We start from the raw sequence: 16,148 nt of genomic DNA on the forward strand, positions 1-16,148 counted from the left end.
GTACTGCAAGGCGGAATTTCTAATTCGTAATAACGCTCCTGCGGATGCTCGTATAGTTATAAATAACGCAAAGGCTTAGGATATAAGCTTTTTTACCCTCCGCTTCTTTCAAATCCCTTTGAATCCCATACCAGTTTCTACTTGTTGCTGTGCTGGAGTAGAATTTACCTTGCTGCTAGAAGTCTGACGCCTGGTACCAACTTGGCTCAAGAATATGCCTACTAAAATCAAGCTACCGCCAATATATTGAGGTCGGGTAGGGGCTTCACCCAAAATTAAATAGGCTGCTATAATTCCCACAATTGGGCCAAATGAGCTAACCAAAGAAGCCATAGAAGCAGTAGAAGTTTTCAAGCCTTTAATCCAAAAAGACTGGCCTAGCACCACAATCAACCCGCCATAAAGAAACATCCACTCCCACAAGAATGGTGAGAGGACACCAGCGAAATGATCCCTGCCATAGAAGACTAAAGCAATAAAGAAAAAGATTACAGTTCCTAGTGCAGTCCGAAAAATGCTATAGATTCCCAAAGGAATCTGCGAAAGGTGTTTCTTGCTAATAATCGTAGAAGCCGCTATAGCCACAGATGCAGCTGCGGCCAAAAGTTCCCCTATGCCTAAACCGAAACTTCCCATGTTCATCATGGTTTCTGTTGGAGGCTGAAGGATAATAGTTAGGATAACACCAACAAAAGCTGCGATCGCACCAAGAAATTCCCAAATATTTACCCGTTCTCTCAATAACCAGACTGATAAAGCCAGAGTTAGAGGCGGTTCCAAGCGTCCCACCAAGATGACATTGTTCACCCCTGTAAGTGCCAGTGCCTGGAAAATTAAGCCAGGGGCTAACGCTCCTAATAAAATAGCTACTGCTGTTAGACTGACCCAATCCTTTCTTGAAAGTTGCTTCAAAGTAGCTTTGTTCCACTGTCGCCCATAGATTAGGATCAAAAGTATCAAAGCGCAAAGGTTTCCCACGAATAAAACATTACACAAAGAAATCGGATTGCGATCGCCGATAAAATGTTGAGCACCAATTTCTGTTAGTTTCCGAGTCACGGCGCTAGATGCTCCAAAAATTAGCATTGCTAGCCAAAGATATGTTTGTCCTGAAATTCTATGGATTTGGCGATGTGGTTTTTTGGGTCTAGTCACAATAACATCACTGCAATGAAAGCATTGCTCATCATATTAAGTTATCCTCACGCACTTCAAAATGAGGTTTTGTTGAGAAAATACTTAAATTATCCTGTGACTTTGAGCAGCCATGATTACCTGAGAAAATGCTGAGAATTCACTAAATTTTCTCAAGGGATAAATTCATGAAAATAGTGGCTTAGTTTCAATCAGCTCTCACTGCCACCTGAGATGCTTGGGATGTTCAGGATAAAACAAAAAAGAGAAGTAATAAATGAAACTCGCACCCTTGCTTACAAGTGTAGCCTTGGTTGGTTTTTTCACAGTTTGGGACGTACCATTAAAGGCGATAAATCCGTCATTAGTGCAGGCATCAGCAGCCGAAGAAATGTCTGTAGCACAAAAATTAGACTTGCTTACTAAGAGTAAGGGTCAAATTGGTAGTGGCGATCAACTACGTCGTTTCTTCTTTGGTGACTTAGAACCAATCGGTATCCAGGTAGGTGGTGCAGGTCATGTAGTTAACCTTTATAACAAAGCTAATGATGTTACTTTCGCTTACTGTTCGCATTACGATGTGATTGTAGCGATTAAAAAAGGTAAGGTAACTAAATTTGAACCCAGTGAAGTGAAGTAATAATAAATCCACTTTCTAATTAATATTTTGCTGAAACTAGAGGAGCAATTCGATTAGTATCTAGGTTGCAATATATGAACAAAAGCCCGGAGCAATAGAAATGTCTCCGGTTTTGTGCTGTGCTTTTATGCCATAGAAAAAGTCTGATTTCGTCCTTCACAAAAAGTCGTTAACTTTCTGGCAGAATCAGGTTAAAGGTGAAAATGAGAAAGATGAGTCTTCTTTTTAACTTTGTCCTTTAAATCTTATTTAATTCTTTTCGATAAAGGAATTTTTAAGTAAGCAGGATAAGAGCGATCGCCTGCAAAGATAAATTGTTTAATAGCTATTAAATCAGTCAACTTCTGCCTGTACTAATACCTTTGCCAAATGTATTAATTAACTGTGGTATTTTATCTAGTAAAATTCTCTTTCTTTGTGAAACTCTACAAAATCAGACTTGGCAAGACAAAAAGATTGAGTAAATTGCTCTATGCAACCTCAGAGGTAATCGGTAGCGGTTTCACAAGCAGAAAGCGTACTTCTATATTACTTTGCCCCGATGTGCTTTTTTTGTTGAAACAACGGAATAAGTATATCAGCGAGTGAAAACATTCAGCAACTACTAAACCTTAACCAAGATGTTATTAAACCTTAACATTAGTCAAATATAGTCTTGTGTAAGATAACTCCAAATACATGTTTACAACCTTAAATTTTGACTTTTAATGGGTAAATTAAAGATGCTTAACTCTCGGCTCATTGTAATCTAGTTTGGAAATAATGGGTTCCTAAAAAATATCTGAAAGTGTAACTTAATGTAGCTTTGAGATTTATACCTCTGACATCAAGTTCTCACATATCCTACTTTCAGAAATTGAGCAAATAAATAGTAATTACAACAATCTGGAGTTAAGTTGTCTTAGCTTGTTTACAGTCAAAAGTTTAGCAGTATTTCAGTTTTGCAAATTTCTCTGCTATATAAGCAAAGTAAGATAACGCAGACTAATCTTAAATCTCAACCTGGGAAGGTTAGCTTTGTTTGTGTCGTACAAGCTTTTAGTCAGATAGCAGTTTGCATATTTGGAGTGTTCCCAAAAGTTTAACAGGTTTCAATAAGGAGAAAATTCTCATGGCTCTTTACGGCTATACCATTGGAGAAGATCGTGACTCAAACGCTAGTAATGGCAAGCAACTTGATGTTTACCGCTTTTTAATCCCTTCTGGTCCTAAAGGTTCTATTACCCCTACAAAAGTAGGTACAGTCAATATTGCAGGTACTGTTACTAACGCAGATCTAGAAGGTTTGGCAACTAACCCTACTACCGGAAGGGTAATTGCAGTTAACGAAGCACGGGCCACTAATCCTCCAAATCCAATTGATCCAGCTGTTATTGTCGTTAATAATGTAGATCAGCCTTTTGCTCCAGCCACGGTTTCACCAACTCGTACACCATCTAACCTACATCGTTTTGGATTTGAGTCAGGTGCTGACTTTAGTAAACAACAAAATGCTCTGTACAACATTTCAGGAAATAAAACTGCTAATCTTGGTGGAGAACCAGTAGGAAGCTCACTTTATAAAATTACTACAGGTAATCCTGGAACTATTAGCCTTGTAGACGCTTTTGGCGCACCTACTACTGCTGCACAAATACAAGGAACTCAACCCACTAACCCTGGAAAATTTGCCGATGGATTAGCTATCGACAATCTCAATCCTGGTAAAACTCGCGCTTTTGCTAGCGATTTTCATACCTCTGATGGAAATGGGAACAATCTTTATAAAGTCGATCTACTCACTGGTCAGCTATCTGCGCCGATTGCTCTGAAAAATTCTTCAGGGCAACCTTTGAATGTCAACGCAGATTCTGATTTGTCATTTACTAACCTCGGTTCTCAAAGATTGATCGGTTGGCTGGAAACTGGTGCTGTCTATGAGATCACAGGCTACCAAGATGAACTTGCTGCATCAGGTCTAGGTTTAGGTAGTGCCACAGGTACTAATGGCGCTGGCTTTGCAACCGCCACCTTACTTGGTAACGTTACTTTACCAAATGCTTTGGCAACAGCACCTGTTCAGTATGAAGGCTTTACGATTGTTAATGAATAACAGTCGTTAAGATACTCTTTGTTCAACTCTTGTAAAAACTACTTTTACAAGAGTTGAAGAACGGAGCTAAAAGTAAAAAAGTTTTATTTGCCAAACTACCTGTGCTTTTTGTAGAGACTAACGGGACTTAAACATTTTTGAGGAATAAATAAGCCTCAAACCCTTGCAGGGTAAGGAGAATACACCAAATGCCCGAAAACGCCTGAAACCCAGATATATCAAAAACCCAAGCAAAACTATGTCAAAACCCATTGGGATATACGTTTGAGGCTATTTTATCGGTGTTTTTTGCCTAAGTCCCACTAACTGGATTTTTATTTTGAAATTTATCAAAACAGAATACATACGTCAGTCGCCAGAATTCAGAATTGGGTGACGGAGTTTGTAGTAAGCACTCTAGTCACTAAACAAGGGCTACTACCATTTAAAGTTCTATTTGATGAGCCATTAGAACCTAAAGTTAACGTTTCTCTCAAAATTAATTTATTGTTATCACTCGATAGACAAATATCTGTTCCTTCAATGACTTTCTTTAAAAACTTTGCCAAATTGTAACCATGTTGTTTTCTTTTTTGGTCAAAATTTAGAATATTATCTTTCAATATTGTGTGAATTTTAGGCAGATGAATACCATCTTCTTTAAGCTGACTTAATTGCTCAAAATCCTTTTTTAAATCCTGCAATACTTGATTAGTTACTACTAAAATATCATCATTGAATAGACTCTCGTTAGTTACTTTATTAATTGGAATATCCTCTATTTTTACGTGGGGAGCGGGTATAGATATAAAACAATCACAAACAGACTTGAGAATACGATTAATTTGTACTTCATAAGCACATCCAATTACAGTCTTTCCATATTCATGAAGCTTTTTAGCTAAAGCGGCAAATGCACCATCACCTGATACAATAACAAAAACTTGCAGTGTCGGACGACTTTGGGCTAATTCCATGATATCAATGGCTAGTTGCATATCTGCTGCATTCCGTTTGTGACTATAATCAAAAATTTGAATTGCTTCGATGCCAAGTTCTTGAATCTCATTATTGAGTGGTCTTAATCGAGAATCACTCCAGTCAGCATAAGCGCATTGGATAGCAATTTTATTAACTATAGTAGTATTTTCCAAATTTGTTTGAATTTCTTTTAGAGAAAATTTTAAGTTAGGATTGTTTCTACCCATTGTTAAGTTTTCAATATCATAAAAAATAGCTGTGTTGAATTGTTCAGTCTTAGGTAAAATCTTAACTGTAGGAGGAAACTGTTCTACACGAATCTGACGTTCCTTTAACTCTTTAAACTCAGCTATTAAAGATGTTATCTCTATCCTGGATTCGGAATTACCTTCTTTCTGTTTTAACTCTGTAATTGTTGTTTTTAAGTCATTGACTTGCAGCTTTGCTTGTTGTAACTCTTCTTGTAATTGCTCAGTTAATGTATTGATTTGAGTCTGGGTTTGGATAGTCGGCTCCCGAAGTTCCCCAATAGTTCTAGAAAGAATTTGCTGGCGTTGCTGGTAAGCTATTACCAAAGCTTGCTGGACGACATCCCATTCTTGGGGGAAAGCCTCACGGGTACACACTTGCAAAACTGTTTCATAACCTGCGATGGCAATTTCCAAATTACTAGCAATGTTCCCTTGTTCAAACTCTTGAATAATGGTACTCAGTTTGATAATGACTCTAGCTAAATTAATAGCAATGGCAGGTTCTTTAGCAAAGCGATCGCTTACCCTTTTTCGCAACTTTAAAGCTAAATCATCGTTGAGTTTACTTAAGTTACGTTGCAGAATTGGATATACTTCCTGATTTTGATAAGTCGCTCTTAATAAATCAATTAGGAAGTCTTGCTCTTGGTTAGCAACTTCGTTTGGCATAGCTAAATCCCTGACAATACATCTTTTAGGTTAGTATTCCCAAGTTTTTATGCTATCTAACAATTAAAGTGGCGTCATCCAATAGCTAGTACCTCGAATAGCTTGTTTTTTAAAACCAAATAAAGGTAAATTCTCTTCAGATAAACCCACATAAGTCCAATGTGGAACATCGTTTTCTACAGTTTGAAACCAACCATTTTGATTAAGAGCTTTTCTCTGTTCTTTACTGCCTACGCGTAAATCAATTGCTAATCCCCAAAGATGTTGTGAAGTTCCGGGAGGTGCAACTAAACCGAGAATTTTTGTTTCTTTACCTTGTTTAACTTTTGCTAAAACTTGATTGTTAGCATATTTGTGCCAAAATCTTAAATTAGTGTTGAAAGTACGAGTACAATCACCAGAACCATAACCAGATTTTAGCGGAATTTGTTGTTGAACTCGCGCTTTATTTAAAGCATCAGCCGCCGATTTCTGTAAATAACAGTCATTAGTGCCATCAACATGACCCATTGTTAAAGTAGCTTGAAACTCTTGGGTTTCTTGTTCATTAGCAAAGATATCTTTTTGCGGCAATTTAATCCCAATATCTGGATTTACAAATACTGCACCATAGCTTCGCAGCAAAGTATATTCATAAGTACCAGGCTGGGGAATTGTGGGTAATTTTCTAGCGATCGCAGATAAAAAACGCTGTTGGTCATTTAATTTGGGATCTGGAATAAATGGTTCTGATGTTGTCTTTTTAGAGGTATCTGTACAAGGTAATGAATTATTACTTAAGCATTCTTGTAATGGTTGAGCAGTTATAGCAACTTTGTGGTGGGTAATCTCATTGCTAGCTACTAATACAAAAATCATCAAGATAACGATACTGATAAAACTTGTTTTTCTAATAAACCTAGTAATATTTTTTTGATTTCTGAGAGTTAGTTTCATACAAGTTATATAAAATATTTAATATGCCCTACTAATAAATCAATTTCTGCTAATGGCTAACGATATGAACAATAGCTGCTATTGACAAACCGGAACGTTGTCACAAATTTTAAAAAAGATGAGATTTTTTAATTACTACTAAAGTTAAAAAATAGAACCTTGCCTTTAATTGAGTACTAGTAAGTTTGATAACTTTTTTATTAGAAAGTTACATCCATGAAATCACTGGAACAGTTAAAATTGAAAAGAACTCTAAGCTTGCCGATCCTGTAAGTATGACCATGCACAATTCCGTTGAATTCCAAGACGCTTTTGATGTCATAGTCGTCGGTGCAGGTCACTCCGGTTGCGAAGCAGCTCTCGCCTCTGCACGCCTCGGTTGTCGTACCCTGCTATTGACGCTCAACTTGGATAAAATCGCTTGGCAACCTTGTAACCCAGCAGTAGGTGGCCCGGCTAAATCTCAGTTGACTCATGAGGTAGATGCACTCGGCGGAGAAATTGGTAAAGTAGCAGACCGCACCTACCTGCAAAAACGTATCCTCAACTCTTCACGGGGGCCTGCTGTTTGGGCATTACGCGCCCAGACTGATAAGCGCGAATATGCAGCAGTGATGAAAAATATTGTCGAGAATCAAGAAAACTTGACAATCCGCGAAAGTATGGCAACAGATTTGGTGCTGGGCGCTAACGGTGAAGTCATCGGCGTTGAAACTTATTTTGGTGTAGGGTTCCAATGTAAAGCAGTCATCTTAACAACTGGCACCTTTCTGGGAGGAAAAATTTGGGTTGGTAACAAATCAATGCCAGCCGGACGTGCTGGAGAATTTGCAGCTGAAGGATTGACACAAACCCTAAATCGCCTGGGATTTGAAATCGGTAGACTTAAAACTGGAACTCCAGCGCGGGTAGATAAGCGATCGGTAGATTATAGTAAAATGCTCATCCAGCCAGGGGATGAAGATGTGCGCTGGTTTAGCTTTGACCCAGATGTGTGGATAGAACGGGAACAGATGCCTTGCTACATCACCCGCACAACCGCCGAAACACATCGCCTGATTCAGGAAAATTTACACCTGTCGCCAGTTTATGGCGGTTGGGTGGAAGCCAAAGGGCCGCGTTATTGTCCCAGTATTGAAGATAAGATTGTCCGCTTTGCCGATAAAGAAAGCCATCAAATCTTTATTGAACCGGAAGGAAGGGATATACCCGAACTTTATATTCAAGGGTTTTCTACAGGGTTGCCAGAAAATTTGCAGTTGCAAATGTTGCGGACTCTCCCCGGTTTGGAAAAATGTGTGATGCTGCGTCCCGCCTATGCAGTGGAATATGACTATTTACCAGCAACTCAGTGTTACCCCACACTAATGACTAAGAAAATTGCGGGGTTGTTTTGTGCTGGGCAGATTAACGGCACCACAGGTTATGAAGAAGCCGCAGCCCAAGGGCTGGTGGCGGGAATTAACGCAGCTCGATTTGTTCGCTCTCAAGAAATGATTGTGTTTGCCCGCGAGCAAAGTTACATTGGGACGCTAGTTGATGACCTGTGTACAAAAGACCTGCGGGAACCTTACCGGATGCTCACCAGTAGGTCAGAGTACCGATTGCTATTGCGTTCTGACAATGCCGACCAACGCCTGACACCCTTGGGACGAGAAATTGGTTTAATTGACGATCGCCGCTGGGATATGTTTACCAAAAAACAGGGTAATATTACCACAGAAAAACAAAGATTGCAAGGCACACGAGTTAAAGAACATGATGAAATTGGAATAGCGATCGCATCTGATACCCAACAAGCAATTAAAGGTTCAATTACCCTCAATGACTTGTTACGCCGTCCGGGATTGCATTACGTTGACCTCGACAGGTTCGGACTGGGAAACCCTAACCTCAACCGGGCCGAAAAAGAAGGTGCAGAAATTGACATCAAGTATTCTGGCTATCTCGCTAGGCAACAAAATCAGATTGACCAAATTGCCCGCCAAGCTCACCGCCAGTTACCTGGGGATTTAGACTACACAACAATTGATACTCTTTCTAAAGAGGCACGAGAAAAGCTGACTCACATAAAACCACTCACTCTTGGTCAAGCTGCACGTATAGGTGGTGTAAATCCAGCGGATATTAACGCTTTATTATTATATCTAGAATTGCGTAGAACCAAGAGCCAGTCAGAGTTTCCAGCGTTAGCTTAACACAAGCTTGATAAAGACTGAGTATAGTAGTAGGGAGAGAAATTGGTATGATAGATGACATAAGTATTAGTACTGACATCATCAACAATCCCTAAATGAAAGTTGAGTTTAATACCAATACTCAATCAACTTATCTCAATTAAGATGGGGGATTAGATGTTTCATTATTCAGGAGGCAAAAGGCAGGAGTAACCCACGCACAACTGCATAGGAGTGGAGCAAGACCGGAGACAAAGCGTCTCCAAGCTTTGTATATCGCTCAACACGTTTCAATACAATTCTTCTTTTTAAACCGGGTAATTACCCAAGCTAGAAGTTTTTATTCATACTGGTTTATTTCAGTAAGAACTGCCCTCTACCTGCTACCTCCTCTATAATCCTAATTCCAGGCAGTAAGGATGGCGTTTACTCGTCCAAGCAACAACCCAGAACGTCTATGTTACAAGAAGCCAGCACCCGTCTCATAGTACCAGAACCATCAGAGGACTTAATCACCAACGAGCCTTGGTCGATAGAAAACTATGCTGATGGTCTAATGGATGAACTCTTTGCCGATATCGACTACATTCTGGATGCTAGTGGTAATTTACCTTCTCAAACTGTTAGGCACAGTAGTCAAAACAAATCAAACCACTCTGTTGCTGGAGTTTCCGCCCAAGCTCAACGCCAATCACCTCCAGAAGACGTGCCTCTGCAAACAGTTACGATACCACAGATTATCTTACCGAACACACTGAACCAAGCAGTACATTCAGTTGCTCAAGATAGCCACAAGCAATTGAGTACTGTTATATTTGATCCCGCTACTGTTAAACCAGTTAGTAGAAAGCGTCAGAAAACTAGTCCGGTTTTAGGCAAACTGCTGATTGTAGGAACAACTTTAGGCGTGGCGATCGCTAGTATGATCTACCTGGTGCAGTCTGGAGTCGTATATCTTTTAAATACCAAATTGCCCGAATCAGCGCTTCTATTGCCGCAATCGCAGTCACGATTGCCCGTAAAAACAGAAATTGAGGCAGAGTTAGTTGACTATATGCTCCAAGCGCTGGCTGTTATAGATAAGCAAGGAGCAAAAAGCAATCAAAAATCTTTCAGTCCAGGATTCTCCAGTCAAGTAAATACTAACCAAATATCCCTTGGCCGCGAGCAAGCAACTGCTAATCTACCAGCACTTCCACTTCTAGCTAACAATACACCACCAGCCCCCAACCGTTCTGGAAGTGTTGTTGAGCGCATCTACGTCCCCGTTTATCAAGCGCCGTCACCAATGCGCTATGCCCTTCCAGCCATTCCAGGGACTCCCACACTTTTACCACAAGTTGCCAGTGCATTACGGATATCTCAACCTAATGTTGTGAAAACTGCTCTGAATACAGTGCGACAAGCTGCCAAGCCTGTAACTGTCAATATGTTAGCTGCGGCTGTCCGAGCCGAACTCAAACCTGTGGCAGCCAAAACAGCACCCATTACCGTGCGCCAAACACCCAAGCCTCTGCCTGCATTACCAATAGTTCCATTGCGTGCTGCACTCGCACCAGAGTCAGAACCAACTATTACCCAGGAACAAGTATATCCGCCAACTGCGATCGCAGAAGCTCCGAGTAATACCTTAGAGGGATTGCTAGAGTTGGGCAACAAATCTGCCGCTCTGTTTAAAATTGATGGCGTGACTCGCCGGATAAATATGGGTGAAGGTATCGGCTCCAGCGGTTGGACACTAGTAGATGTCAGTAATGGCGAAGCAGTCGTCCGACGTAATGGCGAAGTGCGATCGATTTATGCAGGACAGAAACTATAAATTTTTTCACCCACTGCCTGGTTGAGGAGAGTTTAAAGATTAAACTTATTTATCACCATTAACATTACTGCGACCAGCAATAATTGATTGAAATAATTTGATCGCGTCAAATAGTTCTCTGTCTGTGTCTTCACTGTTAAGATTGCCTAGCCTAGCTCATGCGATCACGCCTAGTTTTAACACCATCAGCCTTATTGGCAGTAAGATCGCTTTTACCTGAAATACCACAATCTTTTATCAATAAAAGCAGAAAATCAGGTTTGTAGTGAATAATTGGAAGACAGTATTGGATTTCCCTAGCTAAAGATAGTTTACATAAATAAATTTCAATGTTAAAACTATAACTTGTGTTTATTATAGTTCCACTACAGTGACTATGTGGAAACTTACATCTTTCATATATCTGGCTTAAGCAAGATATATTTAGCTAAAAAAGTTAGTTTGCTAATTGATGTAATCCTCAAACCTTATACCATTTCTTTGTGAGGCTGCGCCAAATTTTCTCTTTTCCTTCCTTTGTGTCCTTCTCTGACGAGACGCTACGCAAATACGCCCTACCCTGCGGGTTCGCTCTTAGCGTTCTCGTAAGAGTAGTCGCTTTGCGTCTATGCAGTTCAATTTTTATATAATTTGGTGCATCTTTATACAGAATTGGTATTAACAACATGAAAAAACCTAACTATTTTCAAAATAATTCTAAAAACTCTTTAAGAGAAAAGTATCATCTTTACAAAGGTGAAAAGCTGAACTGGCTTCAAGTAACTCTTCGGCTTGAAAGGTCAATTATCTCTATTATTCTTCCTTGGGTAATTTTTTGTACTCTATATAGTACTTTTATATCATTTTTAGATCATTTAGGATTACCAATAGCATTTTCAGATTCCAGCAATATTCTTACCAATGCTGTTTTAAGTTTTAATATTGGTTTTACATTACTATTAGTCTTTCGGACGAATACAGCCCATGATAGATTTTGGGAAGGTCGTCAACTATGGGGAGCTTTAGTAAATACATCGCGTAATTTAACTCGGGGAATTTCGATAATAGTTAAAGAGAAAACACCACAAGATAAATTAGAAAAAGAAGCAATGCTTCGGTTAGTAACTGCTTTTGCAGTTGCAATGAAGTTACATCTAAGATCGGTGCCTTTAGACACTCAGTTGGCATCATTAATGTCTGAAAAACAATATTTACAACTCCAAGAGACTAATCATCCTCCACTACAAATTGCTTATTGGATAGGAGATTACTTGCAATATCAGCATGACCGAAATTGTCTAAATGTCTATCAACTGACTACTTTACATAATTGTGTAGATGATTTAGTAGATATTTTAGGCGGTTGCGAACGCATTTTAAAAACGCCGCTGCCTTTGATATATACTATTAAACTCAGACAACTTTTATTAATGTTTTGTCTTATATTACCTTTAGAAATTGTGAGTTTTTTAAGTTGGTGGACTGGTATAGTAATGGCTTTTGTAAGTTTTACATTATTAAGTATTGAACAAATTGGATCAGAAATTGAAGAACCTTTTGGGTTTGATCCTAATGACTTACCTTTAAATACTATTTGCAATACAATCTCAAACAATGTAGAAGAATTAATCAGTCTTGCTTCTAACAATGTTCGTTATTATTAAATCTATAAACCAATACGCTTGGGTTAGCGCCAAAAACTTTAAACTGCGTAGGTTGGGGAGCCACTGCGCCCTTGGGTTTACCGACTTGTTCGCTTTTAGCGTTCTTGCTTTCTTAGCAAGTGGCGTTTGAGTCACGTAGCTTGCTTCCCGTTCGCGTAGCGTCTCCAAAGGAGAAGGGTAAACCAACATTTTCGCTGATTTGTTGGGTTTGACTTCGTTCAACCCAACCTTCGGTTATGCTTAACCCAAGTGTATTGATCTATAAACAAGTTGTACCAAATAAATTTCTGATGAGAACGGAGAGATTTTTCCTTTATTAAATATAGAAAATACTTGGCGGAAAAATGCGATCGCTTAATAAATAGTTCGCCAAGCTTTTACCGTCTCTTTGCCAATTTCGCTATCAACAGTTTGACCTCCTTCCAAGACTAGTCTGATATCTAAGTTCTCATTTGGAGCATTTTTCAAAGCAGTGGCTAATTCTTTACTGACAGCAAATGTGCCAGTTGAACCGTCTAATTGAAAAACTTTTTCCCTGACCTTGAGCAAAAGCTTATCGACTTTTTTTGTCGTGGCAAATCTAAAATAGTCAGGCCTGGGATACACACGACCTGCTATGTCGAAAGAAGACTTTGCTTGATCCGAATTTACTGTTACGAGTACTCGAATGCTCGAAGGAGTCCACAAACTAATAACTTGCTTTGAACCCTCACGGTACAAGTGGCCACCTAAAGAATTGCGGTCGAAAACTCCAACAAACTCCCCTTCAAAGGGGTCAACAATTCTTACAGCTTTCGACCAAGGCACATCCATATCGGGGGACAGTCCAGCTGATTTGACCATTGGCAAATCGCTTGATGCTTGGGCAACAATAGCTACCTCTTGAACGCTGAAAGCAGCACAAATTTGAGGGGAAATTACAGCCAAGCTAGCCCCAAAAACAAAAACTGGAATCGTTTGCGGTAACTTCATCATAAGTCAGGGGTATAATCTTCAAATGGTTCTTACTGCAAAATGGTTTGCCTTACTTCAACTGGTTCACCCGTCAAACTAAAAGGGCGAACTTCGGTAATTTTTACCTTCACTAACTGCCCTTTGAGTTCTTTGATGTTACCGTTAAAAAAGGTCAAACGATTACCACCAGTGCGTCCCATTACCTGGGTTGAATCTTTAGGATTTTGGTCTTCTACTAAAACTTCTTCAATGCGTCCAAAGTAACGTTGCGATCGCTCTGCTACTTTCAAGTTTCCCAGATGATTGAGCCGTTGCAGGCGATCGCTTTTAATTTCTTCACTCAGTTGATTGTCCCACAAAGCGGCTGGTGTCCCTGGACGCGGCGAATATGCTGCTGTATTCAACATATCAAAGCCAATATCTTCCACCAGTTTCAGGGTATTTTCAAATTGTGCTTCTGTCTCCCCAGGAAAACCGACAATTACATCGGCACTAATCGAGGCATCTGGCATATACCGCCGAATGGTATCGATAATCCGGCGATATTTCTCATGAGTATAACCCCGCGCCATCGCCTTTAAAAGTTCATTATCCCCAGATTGAAAGGGAATGTGGAAGTGTTCGCACACCTTGGGCAACTCAGCACAAGCTTGAATTAATCTCTCAGTAAAATAACGGGGGTGACTAGTAGCAAATCTTAGCCTTTCAATCCCCGATACATCATGCACGTAATAAAGCAAATCTGTAAAGTTGTGCAGATGCCGACCTTCTGGTGTGACTCCAGGTAAATCTCTGCCGTAAGCATCAATATTTTGACCGAGTAGAGTAATTTCTTTGTAACCTTGTCGTCCTAATTCTTCCATTTCAGCCCGGATAGCTGACGGCGTGCGAGATTGTTCGACACCGCGCACATTGGGAACCACGCAATAGGTGCAGCGTTCGTTACAGCCGTAAATTACATTCACCCAAGCTGTCACTGTACTATCCCGTCGCGGCTGGGTGATATCTTCAATAATGTGAACTGCTTCGGTTGCTACGACTTGATTACCCTCAAATACTGACTCCAGCAAATCTTTCAGACGGTTGGCATGTTGTGGCCCCATTACCAAATCTAATTCTGGGACTCGCCGCAACAGCGCTTCTCCTTCTTGCTGGGCAACACAACCAGCAACAATGAGGGTTAAATCAGGCTGCTCGTGTTTACGCTTCGCTTGTCTGCCAAGATAGGAATATACCTTTTGTTCAGCATTATCCCGAATTGTACAGGTATTGTAGAGAATCACATCTGCATGATTCGGGTCTTCACACCACTCAAAGCCCATGTCTTCCAAAACGCCAGCCATGCGCTCTGAGTCAGCTTTATTCATCTGACAACCGAAAGTAGTGATGTGATAGTGGCGTTTAGAAGTGGTCATGGGCAATTCTGCTGAATCAGCGTAATGTTATGTAAGGTTTATTTCTATTCTATAACGCTCTTAAGCTGCTTCCGAAATGCCGAGTAACTCTTGAGAGAAACGGGCAGGCTGAAATAATTTCAATATACAAACCTAAAAAATTGACAAACTACAAGCATTGGCGGCGATCAAATTCGCCCTCTTTCTCCAGAATCTTGATGTCATCGTTGCCAAAGAAATCTCTTGCTGATAATTAGGGTATGTGAACTGAGAATGGTAGACTGTCAATATTGATTTGGGGGAGGGTTTGTAGAAATGCAACCACAAACCACTTCCATAATTTAATTGACAGTTACTTAATAGTAGTATTTAGTTGTCAAAAATGCTTTTTTTGGGTTCGTATAACTTACGTCTGATGTGAATTAGAAACGCCGCTTATTCTATAAAGGTTTCTAGATTCGCTCAAAATCATAGTTTTGGGATTACCTAAGAAATTACAAGGGTTTCAAAGCTTAATTCACATTAAACGTAATTTAGATACATGATTAATCGCGTTAGTGCAAGCCATCAACATTTTTTTGACAATCAAGCTTAACTTAAGCGATCGCTAATTTATCTTCAGGGGCAACAATGCCATTAGCTGTGAGACTGTTGGCTTGCTGATAAGCTATAACAGCCTTTTTGGTACCCTGGCCAAAAATACCATCTGGCGATCCTGGATCGAATTCTGGGTGACTTGAGTCTTGGGCAACTTTTTTTAAAGCCTGCTGCAACTTCTTCACCTTCGGGCCGATGCGACCTTCCAAAAGTGGAACCGCGGGAACGCTTAAAGCCTGGAGACGATCCAAAGCACCGTTGAATCTATTCCGATCTACATCACCCGATATACCTGGAAAACCAGTTTGGTTTTCTCGGTATTGGTGAAAGGTGTGAAGTTCCCAACCACCTGGAATAGTAGGAGTATCTGTATCAAAATGTGCAATCCACAGATCGTAGTCAGCAAACCGCTTGGTGTTTCCCAACTTCTCTTGCCAAAAGTTAGGTGCTGTGTAGATGATCGGCTTGTAACCTGTTGCAGTTTCCACTGCATTTAAGGACTCTGCAACATGGTCAAGCCTCTGTGTCAGATTCAATTCATCCCAACTGGAAGCTGGTTCAATGTCTATAACTGGAGGGAGATCGCCTGGTTCTATTTCTAAGCCTTGGGCAAAAAATCTAACCTGTTGATTGATATCTTTGGTGGGACGAAAGAAGAAATATGCACCTCGGATAATCCCAGCTTTCTTAATCGCAGGCCAGTAATTAGTAAATAGTTTGTCTGGATGGGCGATACCATCGTTGACTCTAGCAAAAGCAAAGTAAATACCTTGACTTTTCACTTTTTCCCAATCAATATTCCCACTGAATTCAGCAACGTCAATACCTTCAACTGACATAGGTTGTCTGTCCTTGTATGTAAAAGTACTTGGCTAACTACAA

11 protein-coding genes are annotated in these 16,148 nt (G+C 40.1%); 5 read left to right on the forward strand and 6 right to left on the reverse strand.

The annotated features are described in order from the left end of the window. Window positions 1–108 precede the first annotated feature (108 nt). Entirely contained in the window at window positions 109–1,155 is a 1,047-nt protein-coding gene (locus NLP_RS09570; protein WP_104906198.1) for a DMT family transporter, read from the reverse strand. 256 nt (window positions 1,156–1,411) lie between these two features. Between NLP_RS09570 and NLP_RS09575 the strand changes: the two genes are divergently transcribed. Both NLP_RS09575 and NLP_RS09580 read left to right on the forward strand, forming a co-directional pair. Beyond that, a complete protein-coding gene (locus NLP_RS09575; RefSeq protein WP_104906199.1) occupies window positions 1,412–1,774 on the forward strand; it encodes a hypothetical protein in 363 nt (120 codons plus the stop codon). Between the two features lie 1,111 nt (window positions 1,775–2,885). Further along, window positions 2,886–3,866, forward strand: coding sequence for a water stress protein WSP1 (locus NLP_RS09580; protein WP_104906200.1), 981 nt, complete (start codon window positions 2,886–2,888; stop codon window positions 3,864–3,866). A gap of 362 nt (window positions 3,867–4,228) precedes the next feature. Here NLP_RS09580 and NLP_RS09585 read toward each other — a convergent pair whose 3' ends face one another. After that, the gene (locus NLP_RS09585; protein WP_104906201.1) at window positions 4,229–5,746 is read right to left on the reverse strand and encodes an NYN domain-containing protein; all 1,518 of its coding nucleotides are present in this window, start codon (window positions 5,744–5,746) and stop codon (window positions 4,229–4,231) included. A gap of 63 nt (window positions 5,747–5,809) precedes the next feature. Further along, complete coding sequence (locus NLP_RS09590) at window positions 5,810–6,652, reverse strand: D-alanyl-D-alanine carboxypeptidase family protein (RefSeq protein WP_442946661.1); 843 nt, start codon at window positions 6,650–6,652, stop codon at window positions 5,810–5,812. Between the two features lie 305 nt (window positions 6,653–6,957). Here NLP_RS09590 and mnmG point away from each other — a divergent pair, with 305 nt between their 5' ends. From mnmG to NLP_RS09610, 3 genes are all read left to right on the forward strand, one after another. Further along, complete coding sequence (gene mnmG / locus NLP_RS09595) at window positions 6,958–8,880, forward strand: tRNA uridine-5-carboxymethylaminomethyl(34) synthesis enzyme MnmG (protein ID WP_104909824.1); 1,923 nt, start codon at window positions 6,958–6,960, stop codon at window positions 8,878–8,880. Between the two features lie 436 nt (window positions 8,881–9,316). Continuing rightward, window positions 9,317–10,678 (forward strand): hypothetical protein, encoded by a 1,362-nt coding sequence (locus NLP_RS09600; protein WP_104906203.1) that lies wholly within the window; start codon window positions 9,317–9,319, stop codon window positions 10,676–10,678. 665 nt (window positions 10,679–11,343) lie between these two features. Beyond that, window positions 11,344–12,321: a bestrophin family protein gene (locus tag NLP_RS09610; protein ID WP_104906205.1), complete on the forward strand. Its 978-nt coding sequence runs from the start codon at window positions 11,344–11,346 to the stop codon at window positions 12,319–12,321. A gap of 354 nt (window positions 12,322–12,675) precedes the next feature. Here NLP_RS09610 and NLP_RS09615 read toward each other — a convergent pair whose 3' ends face one another. The 3 genes from NLP_RS09615 to NLP_RS09625 all read right to left on the reverse strand — a co-directional run bounded on the left by NLP_RS09615 (window position 12,676) and on the right by NLP_RS09625 (window position 16,105). Continuing rightward, window positions 12,676–13,296 carry a hypothetical protein gene (locus NLP_RS09615; RefSeq protein ID WP_234017262.1) on the reverse strand — a complete coding sequence of 207 codons (621 nt, stop codon included), beginning with the start codon at window positions 13,294–13,296 and terminating at the stop codon, window positions 12,676–12,678. A 29-nt stretch (window positions 13,297–13,325) separates the two neighbouring features. Next, complete coding sequence (gene miaB / locus NLP_RS09620) at window positions 13,326–14,690, reverse strand: tRNA (N6-isopentenyl adenosine(37)-C2)-methylthiotransferase MiaB (protein WP_104906207.1); 1,365 nt, start codon at window positions 14,688–14,690, stop codon at window positions 13,326–13,328. Window positions 14,691–15,265: 575 nt separating this feature from the next. After that, entirely contained in the window at window positions 15,266–16,105 is an 840-nt protein-coding gene (locus NLP_RS09625; RefSeq protein ID WP_104906208.1) for a GH25 family lysozyme, read from the reverse strand. Between the last annotated feature and the right edge of the window lie 43 nt (window positions 16,106–16,148).

The sequence above is a fragment of the Nostoc sp. 'Lobaria pulmonaria (5183) cyanobiont' genome, assembly GCF_002949795.1.
GTDB lineage: Bacteria > Cyanobacteriota > Cyanobacteriia > Cyanobacteriales > Nostocaceae > Nostoc.